We start from the raw sequence: 15,799 nt of genomic DNA, 5'->3' as shown, positions 1-15,799 counted from the left end.
GCCGCCGCCCAGCGCCCCCGCGTCGAGGGCCGCCGTCCCCGTACCGCCGCAGTCCGCCGTGGACAGTGTCACGGCGTGTCCGGGCAGCACGGGTGCGGGGACGGCCCCCACCTCCCCCAAGGCCCCGGCTCGGGCGGCGGGCGCGGTGAGGGCGAGGACGGCGGCGGCCAGGGCGGTGCCGGTGAGCGGACGGGTGGAGAGCATGGGACGACCTCCGCGAGGCGCGGACGGGCACACCGGTGCGCCGCGGGACGTCGGGGACCCGCGCCTCCTGGTTCCGAGACAAGCGGCCCGCCGCCGTCCCGGCACGTCGGCCGGACGCCCCGGGGCTCCCGGGGCGGCGGCGTGTCGCGCCGGGCCGTCCGTGTCCGGGCAGGTCAGCGGTACCGTCCGGGCGGTCGGTGGCTTTCCGCGCCGGTGCGGGTGATCGGGTGAGTGCCCGTCACGGCCGCCCGGTCCCGGGGGCCGTCACAGCCGGCGGGTCGCCAGCGCCAGCCGGTCCCGCGCGTCGAACAGCGCGTCCTTGATGGTCTGCTCGTGCTCCGGCGTCAGCCGTGCCACCGGCACCGAGCAGCTGACCGCGTCCCGCGCCGGGGTCCGGTACGGCAGGGCCACCCCGAAGCAGCGCAGCCCCACCGTGTTCTCCTCCCGGTCGACCGCGTAGCCCCGCTCGCGCACCGCGCGCAGCTCCTCGATCAGCCGCTCGCGGTCGGTCAGTGTGTGCTCCGTCAGGGCCGGCAGCGTGGCCGGGAGCAGCGCCCGCACCTCGTCGTCCGCGTACGTGGCGAGCAGCGCCTTGCCGAGCGAGGTGGAGTGCGCGGGCAGCCTGCGGCCCACCCGGGTGAACGGCCGCAGGTAGTGGGCGGACTGACGGGTGGCGAGATAGACGACGTCGGTGCCGTCGAGACGGGCGAGATGGATGGTCTCGGTGGTGTCGTCGGAGAGCCGGTCGAGCGCGGGCCGGGCGGCGGCCACCACCTCGTCGCCGTCGATGTACGAGGTGCCGACCAGCAGGGCGCGCACCCCGATGCCGTAGCGGGTGCCGGTCTGGTCGGTCTCGACCCAGCCCAGTCCGACGAGGGTGCGCAGCAGCATGTAGAGGCTGGACTTCGGGTAGCCGACGGCCTCCTGGACGGAGGCGAGGCTGTGCATTCCGGGGCTGCCCGCGAAGTACTCCAGCAGTTCCACCGTCCGCACCGCGGACTTGACCTGCGATCCTGCGGATTCAGCAGCCGGCATCGCCCTTGACCCCTCTGTTCGGACAGCCCTAGAGTCCCTGACCGTAGACATTCACCGTCCGGGACGCCGTTCAGCATAGAGAACGCGCCGCATGCGGCGGACGCCGTTCCGGACGCCGCACGAACCGTCCCCGGCACCGCCGCCGACGGCCCCAAGGCACGTCCCCGGGAGGAATGCGCAGTGGCAGCAGTCTGGAGCCTCGACCCCCGCACCGGGAAGCGCCGGGAGCAGGTGGGGACACAGGCCACGACCGAGGACGTCGACGCGGTCGTCCGTGCCGCGCACGCCGCCCGCGGCGCCCTCGCCGACCGCGCCGTCCGCGCCGCCCTGCTGCGCCGCGCCGCCGATCTGCTCGACGCGGACGCCGAGGCCGTCGTCGCTGTCGCGGACGCCGAGACCGCCCTCGGTACCGTCCGGCTCACCGGGGAACTCGCCCGCACCACCTACCAGTTGCGGGCCTGCGCCGACCTCGCCGAGGAGGGCGCCTTCCTCGACGTCCGCATCGACCACGCCGACCCCGGGCTCGTCCCGCCCCGCCCCGACCTGCGCCGCCACAAGATCCCGCTGGGCGTCGTCGCGGTCTACGCCGCCAGCAACTTCCCGCTGGCCTTCTCCGTCCCCGGCGGCGACACCGCCAGCGCGCTCGCCGCCGGCTGCCCCGTCGTCGTCAAGGCGCACCCCGACCACCCCGCCACCTCCGAGCGCTGCGCGGCGGCGCTGCGCCGGGCCGCCGCCGGACTCGGCCTGCCCGAAGGGGTGGTGGGCCTGGTCCACGGCTTCGAAGCGGGCACCGACCTGGTGCGCCACCCGCTGGTCGCCGCCGCCGGGTTCACCGGCTCGGTACGCGGCGGACGCGCCCTGTACGACGAGGCCGCGGCCCGCCCCCGCCCCATCCCCTTCCACGGCGAACTGGGCAGCATCAACCCCGTGGTGGTCACCGCGGCGGCGGCCGCCGAGCGCGCCGAGGAGATCGGCGCGGGGCTCGCCGGCTCGATGACCCTGGGCCTGGGCCAGTTCTGCGTCAAGCCGGGCCTGGTGCTGGTGCCCGAGGGCGCGGCGGGCGACCGGCTGGCCGCGTCGCTGGCCACCGCCGTCGGCGCCACCGCGCCCGGCGTCCTCCTCGACCCCCGCATGCGTGACGCGTTCCTGGACGGCGTCCGCACCCGCGCCGCGCTCCCCGGTGTCACGGCCCCGGTGCTCCCCGGGCCGGGCGCGGGACCGGACGGCGCGGCGGCGGACCACACCGTCGGCGCGGGCTTCCTCACCGTCCCCGCCGCCCGCCTGGCCGCCGAGGGGCCGCACGACCTCCTGCTGGAGGAGTGCTTCGGCCCGGTGACCGTCCTCGTCCGGTACGCCGGTGAGGACGAGATCGGCGCCGTCCTCGCCCGTGTCCCCGGCAGCCTCTCGGCGACGCTCCAGCTCGGCGCGGCGGAGTGCGACGGCACCGACGGCGAGGGCCGCGGCGCCCGTCTGCTCGCGGAGGTCACCGCGCTGGCCGGCCGGGTCGTGGTCAACGGCTGGCCCACCGGTGTCGCGGTCGCGCCCGCCCAGCACCACGGCGGCCCCTACCCCGCCACCACCTCCACCGCGACCTCCGTCGGCGCCACCGCCGTCGAGCGCTGGCTGCGCCCGGTCGTCCACCAGGACACCCCGCCCGCCCTCCTCCCGCCCGAGCTGCGCGAGGACAACCCGCTCGGGCTGCCCCGGTGGGTCGACGGCCGCCCGGCGCACCCGTAGGGCGCCCGGCCGTGTCCCCCGATCCCGGTGCCCCGCACGTCCGGGCGGCGGGCCCCGCCGACCTGGAGCCCGTCGCAGCCCTGCACAGCCGGGCCCGCGCCGCCCACCACCGGGCGCGTCACCCGGGCATACCCTTCGACGCGGCCGGGGACCTCGCCCGGCGCCGCGCCCTGTGGGGGAGCGCGCTGGCGACGGACGGCACCCGGGTGCTGTGCGCGGTCCGCCACGGCACCGTCGTCGGCGTCGCCTCCTACGCCCCGGCCGCCGCACCCGGCACCGTCACCCTCCACCAGCTCCAGGTCGACCCCGGTCACTGGGGCACCGGCGTCGGCGGCGCGCTGCACGCCGCCTGCCACGCCGCCTGGCGCGCGGCCGGCTGCCGCCTCGCCCTGCTGGAGGTGCGCTGGCACAACCGGCGGGCCCGCGCCTTCTACGCGGCCCGCGGCTGGCACCCCGACCCGGACCGCCGCCCCGCCCCGGACGCCACCCATCTCGTCCTGACCCTGCCGCTGACCCCGCCGCCCGGGCCGGGCGGGGGACCCTCCCCGGAACAATCCGTACCCTCAAGTGGTTGAGTTCTCAAGCAACCCCTTGGAGAGGAAAGCGGTACCCCATGCGCGTCGAGATCTGGTCGGACATCGCCTGCCCCTGGTGCTACATCGGAAAGGCCCGCTTCGAGACGGCCCTGGCCGGCTTCGCGCACCGCGGTGACGTCGAGGTCGTTCACCGTTCCTTCGAACTGGACCCGGGCGCCCCGGCCACCGGCGACACCCCCGTCGTCGACATGCTCGCCCGGAAGTACGGCGTCGGCCGGGAGCAGGCCGAGGCCATGGAGGCGCGGGTGGCCGAGACCGCCGCCGGCGAGGGACTGGGCTACCGCTCGGACCGGCTGCACACCGGCACCTTCGACCCGCACCGCCTGCTGCACCTCGCCAAGGAGCACGGGGTCCAGGACGCCCTGCTGCGGGCGCTGTATCACGCCAACTTCGCCGAGGCCCGGCCGCTCGGCGACCCCGCCGTCCTCACCGAACTGGCCACCGGCGCCGGCATCCCCGCCGACGAGGCCGCCCGCGTCCTGGCCGACCCGGACGCCTACGCCGACGCGGTCCGCGCCGACGAGCGCGAGGCCGCCGGGCTGGGCGCCACCGGCGTCCCCTTCTTCGTCATCGACCGCCGCTACGGCGTCTCCGGCGGCCAGCCCGCCGAGGTCTTCCGGCAGGCCCTGGAGCAGGCGTACGCGCAGAGCGCGCCGACGACCGCCGGGGACGCGGGGGTGTGCGGCGACGACGGGTGCGCCGTCCCCGGGAACTGACCGGCACCGTCACGGGGCACGTCCCCGCCCCGTGACGGATGTGCCGGAAGAGGCTGGAGATACGGACGTGTTGTGGACGGCGGGCGTGCCGCACCGCACAGTGGGGGCATGCAGCGACTCATGCCACTCGGAGGGGCCGAATTCGCGCCCGAGACCGTCTACCTGAACTCCGCCGCCAGCGGCCTGCTCCCCGCCCGCACCGCCGCGGCGCTGCGCACCGCGCTCGACGAGTCCTTCTCGTACGGGATGCTGGGCCGCGACTACTTCGGCACGGCCGAGGAGGCGCGGGCCGCCTTCGCCCGGCTGCTGGGCGTCCCCGCCGGGCGGGTCGCCCTCGGCAGCTCCGTGGCGGTGCAGTCCGCGCTCGTCGCCGGGAGCCTCCCGCCCGGCTCCGAAGTCCTCGCCCCCGAGGGGGACTTCAGCTCCCTGGTCAATCCGTTCGCCGTCCGCCCCGGCCTCACCCTGCGCACCGCGCCCCTGGAGCGGCTGGCCGACGAGGTCCGCCCCGGCACCGCGCTGGTCGCCCTCAGCGCCGTGCAGTCCCGCGACGGCCGGATCGCCGACCTCGACGCGGTACGCGACGCGGCGCGGGCGCACGGCGCGCGCACCTACCTCGACATGACGCAGGCCGCGGGCTGGCTGCCGCTGCGGCCCACCGACTTCGACATCGCCGTCTGCGGCGCCTACAAATGGCTGCTGTGCCCGCGCGGCGCCACCTTCGTCGTCCTCGGCGAGGACGCGGACAGCGCCGGGGCATGGCCCGACGCGCTGCACGCCGGCTGGGTCTCCGGCGAGGACCCCGCGCTGTCCTGCTACGGCCCTGTACAGCGGCACGCCGCCACCGCGCGCCGCTACGACGAACCGCACGGCCACTACGCGTACACCGGCGCCGTGCCCTCCCTCACCCTCCTCGGCGAGATCGGCGTGGAGACCGTGCACGCCCACGACACCGCCCTCGCCGACCACTACCGCGAGGGGCTGCGCGCCCTCGGCCACACCCCGCTGCCGGCCCCCGGCTCGGCGATCGTCTCCGTCCCCGGCCTCGCGGACGCCGTCGACCGGCTGGCCGGGGCCGGCGTCCGGGTCTCGCTCCGCGACGGCCTGCTGCGCGCCGCCTTCCACCTCTACAACTCCACCGATGACGTGGACAAGCTGCTGGAACTGGTGGGGGAGCGGCGGTGACACCGGGACGGGACACGGACCGCCCCCGAGGGTGAGCACCGGCCCCGGGGCGGAGGAGGGGCCGTGCCTCCGCCCCGGCCGGCCTCACACCTCGCCGCGCACCATCCGCACCAGCCGGTCCAGCACCGCGCCGTCACTCACCCGCAGCCCGTCGTGCTCCCACTCGTTGGTGACCCACACCCGCAGGCCCCGGACGCGTTCCGCGGTCGCCAGGGAGTGCGCGGTGTCGACGTACATGTCGTCGAAGTAGACCGCGGCGGCGGCCGGGACCTCGTTGGCGGCCAGCCGGTCCGCGTCGTACAGGTCCGGCCAGTCGGTCCGCTCCGCCAGCAGGTGCGCGGTCTCCTTCAGCGGGCGCAGCGCCGGGTCGGTGTCGAACAGCCACGGGTACATCATCTCGCCGGTGAAGTACAGCGGCCCGTCCCCGGCGAGCACCGCGTCCACGTCGAACGGCGGTCGCGCCCCGAGACCGTCGCGCACCCGCTGCGCCGCCCAGGCGGTCGGGCCCGCGTCCACCGAGCGCTGCCCGTAGATCGTCTCGTGGACGAGGGCGAACAGCGGGGTCGTGGCGTGGGAGAGATGTCCCTGGACGGTCTGGAGGAACGCGTCCGACGGCTCGGGTCCGGACGGGCCCGACACCCATGCCTCGTCGATGAGATGGTGCAGGACGTGCGAGCCGTTGCCGCTGCCCAGCATCAGCCCCAGCGCCTGGAACGCCTCGGCGGTCAGCAGCCCGCCGCCCGGCAGCCGTACCGTGTGCTCGCGCAGATACGCCGCGATCCGCCGCACCGCCGCCACGTCCTGGGGGTAACGGGCGTAGTGCGCCGCGTTCTTGCGGGCCACCCTCGGGTACGCGGCGCGGTAGACGTCCTCCGCGCTCGCGTCGAGGCCGGGCAGCCCGCCGGTCACGAACGCCTCCCGCACCCCCTCGGGCGCCCGCGACAGATACGCCAGCGCGCAGAAGCCGCCGAAGCTCTGCCCCAGCACGCTCCACGCCACGTCCGGCCCGGCCAGGCGCCGGCGGAACAGCTCGGCGTCGTGCACGATCGCGTCCGCCCGGAAGTGCGCGAGATACGCGGCCTGTTCGCGGGGGCCGCCGCGCAGCGGGAGGGTCTGCCGGGTGGCGGGCGTCGAACGGCCGGTACCGCGCTGGTCGAGCAGCAGTACCCGGTAGTCCTCCAGCGCCCGGCCCAGCCAGGACTCGCGGCCCAGCGGGCGCGGCGCCGGGCAGCCGGGACCGCCCTGGAGGTACACCAGCCACGGCAGCCGCTCCCGTTCACGGCCCGCCGCCACCACCTCACGCCCGTACACCGCGATCCGCTCCCCGTCCGGGTCGGCGTGGTCCAGCGGCACCTCGATCACATGGTCCGTCAGCACCACACCCGGCAACCGGTCCGTTCCCATGACACCCCTCACCTCGTCCTCCGGCGAACGGCGGCCACCCTAACGGGACGCGCGCGCACACGGACGGGGCCGCCCCGCGGACACCCCGCGCGGCGGCCCCGTCCCCGGGCGCGGCTACCGCACCGGGGTGAAGTCACGCGCCCCGATGAACTCCGGGCGCCGGCCCGGCGCCGCGAACGGCTCGACCGCCGTGTTCTCCACGCTGTTGAAGACGATGAAGACATTGCTGCGCGGATACGGGGTGATGTTGTCCCCCGAGCCGTGCATCGCGTTGCAGTCGAACCAGGTCGCCGAGCCGGCGGGCCCGGTGAACAGCCGGATGCCGTGCCGGTCGGCCAGCTTCGTCAGCGCCTCGTCCGAGGGCGTGCCCGCCTCCTGCATCCGCAGGGACTTCTTGTAGTTGTCCTCGGGCGTCGCGCCCGCGCAGCCCACGAACTCCCGGTGCGAACCCGGCATGATCATCAGGCCGCCGTTGGTGTCGTGGTTCTCCGTCAGGGCGATCGAGACCGACACCGCGCGCATCCGCGGCAGCCCGTCCTCGGCGTGCCAGGTCTCGAAGTCGGAGTGCCAGTAGAAGCCGGAGGCCCCGAAGCCGGGCTTCACATTGATCCGCGACTGGTGGACGTAGACGTCCGAACCGAGGATCTGCCGGGCCGCGCCGACCACCCGCGGATCGGCGACCAGACGGGCGAACACCTCGCTGATCCGGTGCACCTCGAAGACGGAACGGACGCTGTCCGACGCCGGTTCGACGATGGACCGCGGATCGGCCCGCGTCACCGGGTCACGCACCAGCCGGTCCAGCTCCGTGCGGTACTCCGCGACCTCGTCCGCCGTCAGCAGCTCCCCGACGGCGAGGAAACCGTCCCGTTCGAAGCCGCTCAGCTCGGACGGCCCGAAGGGGCCCGGGGCCCCGGGCCCAGGCCACACCACCGGGTCCTGCCGCGCGGTGATGACCTCGCGGGTCCCACGGGTCGGGTACAGGTCGGCGGTGTGCTCGGGTGCGGTGGTCATGGTGGTGCCTTCCTCTCCTCTCGTACGGGCGCTGTGCGGACGGGCGGCTCCCGGGCCTGCGGGCTCAGCCGGCTTCGGGCTCGGTGAGCAGCGGGTAGACGCCGTTCTCGTCGTGGTCCTCACGGCCGGTGACCGGCGGGTTGAAGACGCAGACGCAACGGAAGTCGGTCTTCGGGCGCAGGGTGTGCTTCTCGTGCCCGTCGAGCAGGTACATCGTGCCGGGGCTGATCCAGTGCTTCTCGCCGGTCTCGTCGTTGGTCAGCTCGGCCTCGCCCTCCACGCACAGGACCGCCTCGATGTGGTGCGCGTACCACATCGACGTCTCGGTACCGGCGTACAGCACGGTCTCGTGCAGCGAGAAGCCGACACGCTCCTTGGCGAGCACGATCCGCTTGCTCTCCCAGGTGCCGGAGGCGGCCTTGACGTGGCGGTCGGTGCCCTCGATGTCCTTGAAGGATCGGACGATCACGGTGGTCGGTGCCTTTCTGTGGGACGGTCGCGGGGCGGCGGGGGTGCCGCGCCGCGGGCTGGGGTGCGGTCAGACGCAGTCGCGGACCGCGCGGGCGAGGATGCGCAGTCCCTCGTCCAGTTCCTCGGGGGTGGTGGTCAGGGCCGGCAGCAGCTTGACGACCTCGCCCTCGGGCCCGGACGTCTCGATGAGCAGGCCGAGTTCGAAGGCGCGCCGGGCGACCTTCCCGGCGGCGGCCTTGTCGGTGAACTCCAGTCCCCACACCAGGCCGCGGCCGCGGTGGTCGGCGACGGCCGCGGGGTGCTCCCCGGCGATCGCCGCGAGGTGCGAGGCGACGAGTTCGCCGCGGGCGAGGGTCTGCTTCTCCGTCTGGTCGTCGGTCCAGTACGTGTCGAGCGCGGCGGCCGCGGTGACGAAGGCGGGGTTGTTGCCGCGGAAGGTGCCGTTGTGCTCGCCGGGCTCCCACACGTCGAGTTCGGGCTTGAACAGCGTCAGGGCCATGGGCAGGCCGTAGCCGCTGATCGACTTGGAGACGGTGACGATGTCGGGAACGATCCCGGCCTCCTCGAAGGAGAAGAACCCGCCGGTGCGGCCGCAGCCCATCTGGATGTCGTCGACGATCAGCAGCATGTCCCGGCGTGCGCACAGCGCCGCCAGGTCACGCAGCCAGCCGGCGCTGGCGACGTTGATGCCGCCCTCGCCCTGGACGGTCTCGACGATGACGGCGGCCGGGGTGTTCAGCCCCGAGCCCTGGTCCTCCAGAAGACGCTCGAACCAGAGGAAGTCGGGGGTGCGGCCGTCGAGGTAGCGGTCGAACGGCATGGGGGTGCCGTGGACGAGGGGGATGCCGGCGCCGGCGCGCTTGAAGGCGTTGCCGGTCACCGCCAGCGAGCCCAGGGACATGCCGTGGAAGGCGTTGGTGAAGGAGACCACCGCCTCGCGTCCCTTGACCTTGCGGGCGAGCTTGAGGGCGGCCTCGACGGCGTTGGTGCCGGTCGGGCCGGGGAACATGACCTTGTACGGCAGGTCCCTCGGCCGCAGCACGACGCGCTGGAACGCCTCCAGGAAGGCGCGCTTGGCGGTGGTGGACATGTCCAGGCCGTGGGTGACGCCGTCGCGTTCGAGGTAGTCGAGCAGGGCCCGCTTGAGGACGGGGTTGTTGTGCCCGTAGTTCAGCGAGCCGGCACCGGCGAAGAAGTCGAGGTAGGTGTGGCCGTCCTCGTCCGTCATCCGGCTGCCCTGCGCCCGGTCGAACACCGTCGGCCAGCCGCGGCAGTAACTCCGGACCTCCGACTCCACGGTCTCGAAAACGCTCAGATCCGGCTGGGTGATGGTCACAGCATGCTCCTGGGAGATGTGGCGTTGCGGGAGTGCGGGGGAGCAGGCGTCCGGCGCGGGCGCGGACCGGGCGCGCCGCGGCGCCGGGCGCCTGCCGGGGGTCAGCGCCCGCCGGCGGACAGCGGGTCGAACGGGCCGATGCGGTGCAGCACCTCCGGCTCGTGGCCCTGCTCGGGGAAGAGGCCCGCGTCGAACAGCACCTCGCGCCGCAGCGGGGCGCCGTGGCGCGCGGCGAACGACGAGAACAGCCGGTTGGAGGCGGTGTTGCCGGGGGTGACGGTGGTCTCCACGCAGCGGACGCCGTGCTCCTGCGCGGTACGGGCGGCCAGCCCGTCCAGCAGGGCGGCGGCCAGTCCCCGCCCGCGGTGCGCGTCGTCGACGGCGACCTGCCAGACGACGAGGGTCTCCGGGCGCTCGGGGCGGATGTAGCCGGTGACGAAGGCGGCCGGCTCGCCCTCCGTGTCGCGGGCGACGACGGAGGTGGCGGCGAAGTCACGGCACCACAGGAGGTAGCTGTAGGAGGAGTTGAGGTCCAGGGCCCTGGAGTCGCGGGCGATGCGCCAGATCGCGGCTCCGTCCTCCGTGCGGGGGGTGTCGAGCTTGAATCCCTCCGGCAATTCCTTGATTTCGCTTCGGGCACGTGCAAGGTCTGCTTGTGCGGCGGTCATGTAAATCGAATTTACCCAGGGAAAAAAGAAATTGCATCGAGGGGAGGGGTTACCTGGAAGGAGGTGTTTGTGTTATCGCGCGGGTGCGCCCGAGCGCGCGGACAGGCTGCGGAATGCCGGTATTTGTCCCGGGCATTACGGATGAACCGGGCGCGATGTGGAGTCGGTCACAGGTCCGTAACAGCCCGTGGGGGTGCGGTGATTTTCCTTCCCCGGCGCTAGCGGAATCCTGGCGTTTGAGCTGCGGGAAAGCGGGCATAAGAAAACGGGAAGCTGCGCTCCTGAAGAATTGGGAATGTGCCCGCGGAAGGCTCCGGGAAAGATGGCGGAAAAGTTTCCGTGAATCTTTCCGGAGGTTCGCCGGAAAGAAATCGGGGAAGGCGCGGAAGGCCGCGCTTCCGCCCGCGTCCCGGCCGCCGGGCCCCCGCCGCCGGAGCCGTCCGGGCCGCCCCCTGCATCCTGCGCATAAGGTGCCGTCATGACGTCGATGAGCGAAGGTGCGGCGCTGCACCTCAAGGGGAGGGTCCTCACCGGGCCGGACGACGTACGCGACGAACTCTGGGTCGTCGGAGGCCGGGTGACGTACGACCGGCCCACCGGGCCGCTGGACGTCACCACCGTCGAGGGCTGGGTGCTGCCCGGCCTCGTCGACGCGCACTGCCACGTCGGCCTGGACGCCCACGGACCGGTGGACGCGGCCACCAGCGAGAAACAGGCACTCACCGAACGCGACGCGGGCGCCCTGCTGCTGAGGGACGCCGGATCACCCTCCGACACCCGCTGGATCGACGACCGCGAGGACCTGCCCCGGATCATCCGCGCCGGCCGCCACCTCGCCCGCCCCCGCCGCTACATCCGCAACTACGCCCATGAGATCGAGCCGGAGGACCTGGTCGCGTACGTCGCCCGGGAGGCCCGCCGCGGCGACGGCTGGGTCAAGCTCATCGGCGACTGGATCGACCGCGCGGTCGGCGACCTGGACGAATGCTGGCCGCACGACGCGCTGCGGGCCGCCATCGCCGAGGCGCACCGGCTCGGCGCCCGGGTGACCGCGCACTGCTTCGCCGAGAACTCCCTCGCCCCCCTCGTCGAGGCCGGCATCGACTGCGTCGAGCACGCCACGGGACTGACCGAGGAGACCATCCCCCTCTTCGCGGAGCGCGGCGTCGCCATCGTCCCCACCCTCGTCAACATCGCGACGTTCCCGCAGCTCGCCGCGGGCGGCGACGCCAAGTTCCCGCGCTGGTCGGCCCATATGCGCCGGCTGCACGCCCGCCGCTACGACACCGTACGGGCCGCCTACGACGCCGGGGTGCCGATCTTCGCCGGCACGGACGCGGGCGGCTCGCTCCCGCACGGGCTGGTCGCCGACGAGGTCGCCGAGCTGGTGAAGGCCGGACTGCCCGCCGTCGACGCGCTCTCCGCCACCACCTGGGGCGCCCGCGCGTGGCTGGGCCGCCCCGGTCTCACCGAGGGCGCCCCGGCCGACCTGATCGTCTGCGAGTCCGACCCGCGCGCCGACGTCCGCGTCCTGGCGGCCCCCCGCCGGATCGTGCTGCGCGGCCGGGTCGTCGGCTGACACGTCCGGAGGCGGCGGGCCCGTGCGCGCTGTGCGAGGCGCACCTGCGGGCCCGCCGTGTCCGCTGTCAGGACGCGGGTGTCCGCCGTGCGGAACGCGCCATCCAGGCCGCGACCAGCGCGCCGGAGATGTTGTGCCACACCGAGAACACCGCGGCCGGCAGCGCGGCCAGCGGGCTGAAGTGCGCGGTGGCCAGGGACGCGGCGAGACCGGAGTTCTGCATGCCCACCTCGAAGGCCATCGCCCGGCTCGCCGGCCGGCCCAGCCGCGCCAGCTTCCCCGACGCGTAACCCAGCGCCAGCCCCAGCCCGTTGTGCAGCACCACCGCCAGCAGCACCAGGGCCGCGGCGTCCCTGATGAGGGACGCGCTGCCCGCCACCACCGTCAGCACGATCACCGCGATGGTGACCGCCGACAGCCACGGCAGCGCCCGCAGCACCCGGTCGACGTACCGGCCCGCGACGACCCGCACCACCAGCCCCGCCGCCACCGGCAGCAGCACCGTCTTGAGGATGTCGGTGACCATCACCCCGGCGTCCACGTCCAGGAACTGCCCGGCGAGCAGCAGCGTCAGCGGGGGCGTGACCAGCGGGGCCAGCACCGTCGAGACGGTGGCGACGGAGACCGACAGCGCCACGTCGCCGCGCGCCAGATAGGTGACCACGTTGGACGCGGTGCCGCTGGGCGCGCAGCCGACCAGGATCACCCCGGCAGCGAGCTGCGGCGGCAGCTGGAGCGCCGTCGCGATCAGCCAGCCCAGCCCCGGCATGATCACGTAGTGGGCGGCCAGGCCCAGGCCCACCGCCCAGGGCCGCCGGGCGACCGCCGTGAAGTCCGGCGGGGTCAGGGTGAGCCCCATGGTGAACATCACCACGCCGAGCAGCCACGGCACCGCGGGCGCCCAGCCGGTGAACGGCGCGGGCCACAGCAGGCCGGCCGCTCCGGCCGCGATCACCAGCAGCGGGAAGACGGTGACCGCCCGCCGGGCGGCGCGCTCGGACGCTGGCAGGTCGCCCGCCGGGGCGGACCCGGCGGCGGCGTCCTCGACGGAGGGCGCGGACTTCTTCGCTTCGCTCGACACGGCCGCACCCTAACCGCCGTCTCCGTGTACGGAACACCGGCTTCCGGAATGCGGACAGAAGGCGGGGCGGCCGCTGCCTGTGGTTCCTTCTGGCCGTACGCTTCCGGCCGCCGCGCGCGGCACCCCCGGCCGCCCGGCCCCGGACCACGTCCCGCCCCGCCGGTGCCTGGATCTGGCCACCGCCGGCGCGGTCTGCGATCGTCCGGGAGACCGGGGACGGCGCGGGCCGGGTGCGACCCGTGCCCGCCGCTCCCCGGCACCGCCCGACCCGAACCGAAAGGCAGACCCGTGCTCGACACCCGACTCGCCGGCCGCACCGTCCTGGTCACCGGCGGCGCCCAGGGCCTCGGCGCCGCCCTCGTCCGCGCCTTCCACGCCGAGGGCGCGTATGTCGCGGCCCTGGACGTCGACGCGCACGCCAACGGCGAGAGCGCCGCCGCGCTCGACCCCGGCGGGGAGCGCGTCCTGCCGGTGACCGCCGATCTGCGCGACGCGGAAGCGGTCGCGGCGGCGCACCGGACGGTCGACGCCTGGCGCCCCGTGGACGTCCTGGTCAACAACGCGGCCCGGACGTCGGCGGCCTCGCTGTGGGAGATCGGCGCGGAGGAGTGGGACGAGGTCTTCGCGGTCAATGTGCGCGGGGCCTTCCTGCTGACCCGGGCCGTCGCCGCCGGGATGCGCGACCGCGGCTTCGGACGGATCGTCAACCTCGCCTCGATCGCGGGACAGACGCCCCGGCCCACCGGTGCCGCGTACGGCACGTCCAAGGCCGCGTTGATCCATCTGACCCGTGTCCTCGCCGCCGAACTCGCCCCGTACGGCGTCACGGTGAACACCGTCGCGCCCGCGATGATCGACACCCCGATGGTCCGCTCCGTCGGCGCCGACGCCCTCGCCGAGCTGACCGCGCGGGTGCCGCTCGGCCGGATCGCGACCCCGGAGGAGGTCGCCCGGGTGGTGCTCTTCCTCGCCTCGGAGACCACGTTCGCCACGGGTGCCACCTACGACGTCAACGGCGGCGCGCTGATGCGCTGACGGTCCTTGACGTGCGGACCCCTCCGACCTGCGGCGCGCGGCCACAGAATTCGGATGCCTGCGCGGAAACCACTCGTCCGGATGAAATTACCTCGCGTGGCAAGCTGTTCACCCTGGGTGCGTACAGGATATGCGGGTCGATGTCGTCGGCCCGCGTGGTGTCCCCCATCTGCGTGGTCGGCGGCTCCATTTCTCTCGTGGGGGTTCCACACACGTGTCAACCAGTTCCATCGACTCCTTCGGCATGCCCGCATCGCCGGAGGCCGCCGGTACGCAGGCCCTGTCCCCGGGGCGCCGCGTCCGCCGGTTCGCCGCTTCCGCCGTCGCCACGGCGCTCGCGGCGGGTCCCGTTGTCCTGTTCGGCGCCGTGCCCGCGCACGCCGCCGACGGCCACGGCGGCAGCGCGACCGCCGCGGTGCTCCGTACCCACCTGGACGTCGGACTGCTGAACAAGACCGTCAAGGTCCCGCTGAACGTCGCGCTCAACGACATCCACGCCCCGGCCTCCGCCGACAAGACGACGCTCAGCGTCAACCTCGACGGCGTCGACCAGGGCAAGCCCTTCAGCGTGCTGCGCGCCGACGTCGCCCACTCCAAGGCGACCGCGGAGAGCGGCAGGACCGAGGGGTACAGCAACCTCGCCCACGCCACGGTCCACGTCCCGGGCCTTCCGCTGCTGTCCCTGATCGAGGTCGAGAAGGTCACCTCGCGCGCCGTGTGCGAGGCGGGGAAGAAGCCGGTGGCCGACTCCAACGTCCTCGGCACGGTGAAGGTGCTCGGCAAGACCGTCACCCTCACCGCGGGCGGCACCACGCACGTCGAGGTCCCCGGGGTGGGCGATGTGCGGCTCGACCTGTCGAAGAAGAACGTGACGTCCGCGAGCGCGGCGGCCACCGCCCTCGACCTGAACGTCGCGGTCAACCCGTTGAAGCTGAACGTCGCCGAGGTCAACGGCCGGGTCCAGCTCGCCGAGGCCGGCTGCACCGCCCCGCACGGCGGCGGCTCGTCCGGCGGCACCACGGGCGGCAGTGACAGCGGCGGCTCCAACGGCTCCGGCGGTCAGACGGGCGGCCAGACAGGCGGTCAGACCGGCGGCCAGACGGGGGGCCAGGACGGCGGCCAGACCGGCGGTCAGACGGCCGGGCAGTCCGGCGGCCAGACGAGCGGTCAGACCGGCGGTCACTCCGGTGGCCAGACCGGCGGCCACTCCGGCGGCTCGTCCGGCGGTGACGGCAACGGCGACGGTCCCGGCGGCGACCTCGCCGAGACCGGCAGCAGCTCGGCCACCCCGTACCTCGCGGGCGGCGCGGCCGCCCTCGTCGTCGCCGGTGCCGGCTCGCTGGCCTACGCCCGCAAGCGCCGCTCCGCCAAGGCGGGCGTCCAGGGCTGACCGACCCCGTACGCCACGCGGTGCTGTGGGGGCGCCGTAGCGCGTACGGTCCACGGGGCGCCGGGCCGACACGGCGCCCCTCCCGCCCCGTCCGGGCCAACGGTCCCGGGCGGGGCACACCCTTGCCGGGCCCGGGGCGGGTACCCCACGGAGAGCCCCCGGGCTGTCAGCCCAGGACCTCGCGCAGCGCCGCCAGGAACCGGTCCGTCGTCGCGCGGTCCCGGACCGCCAGACGCAGCCACTCCGGTCCCAGGCCGGGGAAGGTGTCCCCGCGCCGCACCGCGAAGCCCCGGGCCCGCAGCCCCTCCCGTACCGCCCCCGCGCCGTCCACCCGGATCAGCACGAACGGTC

Annotated in this window: 14 protein-coding genes and 2 pseudogenes; 7 read left to right on the top strand and 9 right to left on the bottom strand. The window is 74.5% G+C overall.

Annotated elements, in window-relative coordinates; all coding sequences use genetic code 11:
* Together AC51EU_RS17265 and AC51EU_RS17260 are read right to left on the bottom strand one after the other, a co-directional pair.
* Positions 1 to 204 (bottom strand): annotated as a pseudogene (locus tag AC51EU_RS17265) (hypothetical protein); the annotation flags it as partial.
* 264 nt (positions 205 to 468) lie between these two features.
* Positions 469 to 1,239 carry an IclR family transcriptional regulator gene (locus AC51EU_RS17260; protein WP_496267860.1) on the bottom strand — a complete coding sequence of 257 codons (771 nt, stop codon included), beginning with the start codon at positions 1,237 to 1,239 and terminating at the stop codon, positions 469 to 471.
* Between the two features lie 180 nt (positions 1,240 to 1,419).
* Between AC51EU_RS17260 and AC51EU_RS17255 the strand changes: the two genes are divergently transcribed.
* From AC51EU_RS17255 to AC51EU_RS17240, 4 genes are all read left to right on the top strand, one after another.
* On the top strand, positions 1,420 to 2,976 hold the full coding sequence (locus AC51EU_RS17255) for an aldehyde dehydrogenase family protein (protein WP_496267859.1): 1,557 nt from the start codon (positions 1,420 to 1,422) through the stop codon (positions 2,974 to 2,976).
* A gap of 11 nt (positions 2,977 to 2,987) precedes the next feature.
* Positions 2,988 to 3,551 carry a GNAT family N-acetyltransferase gene (locus tag AC51EU_RS17250; protein ID WP_496267858.1) on the top strand — a complete coding sequence of 188 codons (564 nt, stop codon included), beginning with the start codon at positions 2,988 to 2,990 and terminating at the stop codon, positions 3,549 to 3,551.
* Positions 3,552 to 3,589: 38 nt separating this feature from the next.
* Complete coding sequence (locus tag AC51EU_RS17245; protein ID WP_496267857.1) at positions 3,590 to 4,288, top strand: DsbA family oxidoreductase; 699 nt, start codon at positions 3,590 to 3,592, stop codon at positions 4,286 to 4,288.
* 108 nt (positions 4,289 to 4,396) lie between these two features.
* Entirely contained in the window at positions 4,397 to 5,470 is a 1,074-nt protein-coding gene (locus tag AC51EU_RS17240; protein WP_496267856.1) for an aminotransferase class V-fold PLP-dependent enzyme, read from the top strand.
* 84 nt (positions 5,471 to 5,554) lie between these two features.
* On the opposite strand, the gene AC51EU_RS17235 is transcribed toward AC51EU_RS17240, so the two are convergent.
* The 5 genes from AC51EU_RS17235 to ectA all read right to left on the bottom strand — a co-directional run bounded on the left by AC51EU_RS17235 (position 5,555) and on the right by ectA (position 10,363).
* Entirely contained in the window at positions 5,555 to 6,874 is a 1,320-nt protein-coding gene (locus AC51EU_RS17235) for an alpha/beta fold hydrolase (RefSeq protein ID WP_496267855.1), read from the bottom strand.
* A gap of 114 nt (positions 6,875 to 6,988) precedes the next feature.
* Positions 6,989 to 7,888: an ectoine hydroxylase gene (gene thpD / locus AC51EU_RS17230; RefSeq protein WP_496267854.1), complete on the bottom strand. Its 900-nt coding sequence runs from the start codon at positions 7,886 to 7,888 to the stop codon at positions 6,989 to 6,991.
* Between the two features lie 64 nt (positions 7,889 to 7,952).
* Entirely contained in the window at positions 7,953 to 8,357 is a 405-nt protein-coding gene (locus AC51EU_RS17225; RefSeq protein ID WP_496267853.1) for an ectoine synthase, read from the bottom strand.
* 69 nt (positions 8,358 to 8,426) lie between these two features.
* A complete protein-coding gene (gene ectB, locus AC51EU_RS17220; protein ID WP_496267852.1) occupies positions 8,427 to 9,695 on the bottom strand; it encodes a diaminobutyrate--2-oxoglutarate transaminase in 1,269 nt (422 codons plus the stop codon).
* A 101-nt stretch (positions 9,696 to 9,796) separates the two neighbouring features.
* Positions 9,797 to 10,363 carry a diaminobutyrate acetyltransferase gene (gene ectA / locus AC51EU_RS17215; protein WP_496267851.1) on the bottom strand — a complete coding sequence of 189 codons (567 nt, stop codon included), beginning with the start codon at positions 10,361 to 10,363 and terminating at the stop codon, positions 9,797 to 9,799.
* Positions 10,364 to 10,850: 487 nt separating this feature from the next.
* Here ectA and AC51EU_RS17210 point away from each other — a divergent pair, with 487 nt between their 5' ends.
* A complete protein-coding gene (locus AC51EU_RS17210; protein ID WP_496267862.1) occupies positions 10,851 to 11,942 on the top strand; it encodes an amidohydrolase family protein in 1,092 nt (363 codons plus the stop codon).
* 67 nt (positions 11,943 to 12,009) lie between these two features.
* On the opposite strand, the gene AC51EU_RS17205 is transcribed toward AC51EU_RS17210, so the two are convergent.
* Positions 12,010 to 12,951 (bottom strand): bile acid:sodium symporter family protein, encoded by a 942-nt coding sequence (locus AC51EU_RS17205; RefSeq protein WP_496267861.1) that lies wholly within the window; start codon positions 12,949 to 12,951, stop codon positions 12,010 to 12,012.
* Positions 12,952 to 13,311: 360 nt separating this feature from the next.
* On the opposite strand from AC51EU_RS17205, the gene AC51EU_RS17200 reads away from it, so the two are divergent.
* Both AC51EU_RS17200 and AC51EU_RS17195 read left to right on the top strand, forming a co-directional pair.
* Positions 13,312 to 14,058: an SDR family NAD(P)-dependent oxidoreductase gene (locus AC51EU_RS17200; RefSeq protein ID WP_496267850.1), complete on the top strand. Its 747-nt coding sequence runs from the start codon at positions 13,312 to 13,314 to the stop codon at positions 14,056 to 14,058.
* 214 nt (positions 14,059 to 14,272) lie between these two features.
* Positions 14,273 to 15,448 carry an SCO1860 family LAETG-anchored protein gene (locus AC51EU_RS17195; RefSeq protein WP_496267849.1) on the top strand — a complete coding sequence of 392 codons (1,176 nt, stop codon included), beginning with the start codon at positions 14,273 to 14,275 and terminating at the stop codon, positions 15,446 to 15,448.
* Between the two features lie 166 nt (positions 15,449 to 15,614).
* Here the strand turns inward: AC51EU_RS17195 and AC51EU_RS17190 are convergent.
* A pseudogene (locus AC51EU_RS17190) lies at positions 15,615 to 15,799 on the bottom strand (Rv2231c family pyridoxal phosphate-dependent protein CobC); the annotation flags it as partial.

It is taken from the genome of Candidatus Streptomyces philanthi, from assembly GCF_059553635.1.
The sequence above is the reverse complement of the archived record's forward strand: the minus strand, read 5'-3'. Positions and strand labels throughout refer to the sequence as shown.

Bases quoted from the DNA above. Each gene is read 5' to 3' on its own strand.
- AC51EU_RS17260 (WP_496267860.1), bottom strand. From the start codon at position 1,239: ATGCCGGCTGCTGAATCCGCAGGATCGCAGGTCAAGTCCGCGGTGCGG.
- AC51EU_RS17245 (WP_496267857.1), top strand. From the start codon at position 3,590: ATGCGCGTCGAGATCTGGTCGGACATCGCCTGCCCCTGGTGCTACATC.
- AC51EU_RS17240 (WP_496267856.1), top strand. From the start codon at position 4,397: ATGCAGCGACTCATGCCACTCGGAGGGGCCGAATTCGCGCCCGAGACC.
- AC51EU_RS17235 (WP_496267855.1), bottom strand. From the start codon at position 6,874: ATGGGAACGGACCGGTTGCCGGGTGTGGTGCTGACGGACCATGTGATC.
- thpD (WP_496267854.1), bottom strand. From the start codon at position 7,888: ATGACCACCGCACCCGAGCACACCGCCGACCTGTACCCGACCCGTGGG.
- ectA (WP_496267851.1), bottom strand. From the start codon at position 10,363: ATGACCGCCGCACAAGCAGACCTTGCACGTGCCCGAAGCGAAATCAAG.
- AC51EU_RS17210 (WP_496267862.1), top strand. From the start codon at position 10,851: ATGAGCGAAGGTGCGGCGCTGCACCTCAAGGGGAGGGTCCTCACCGGG.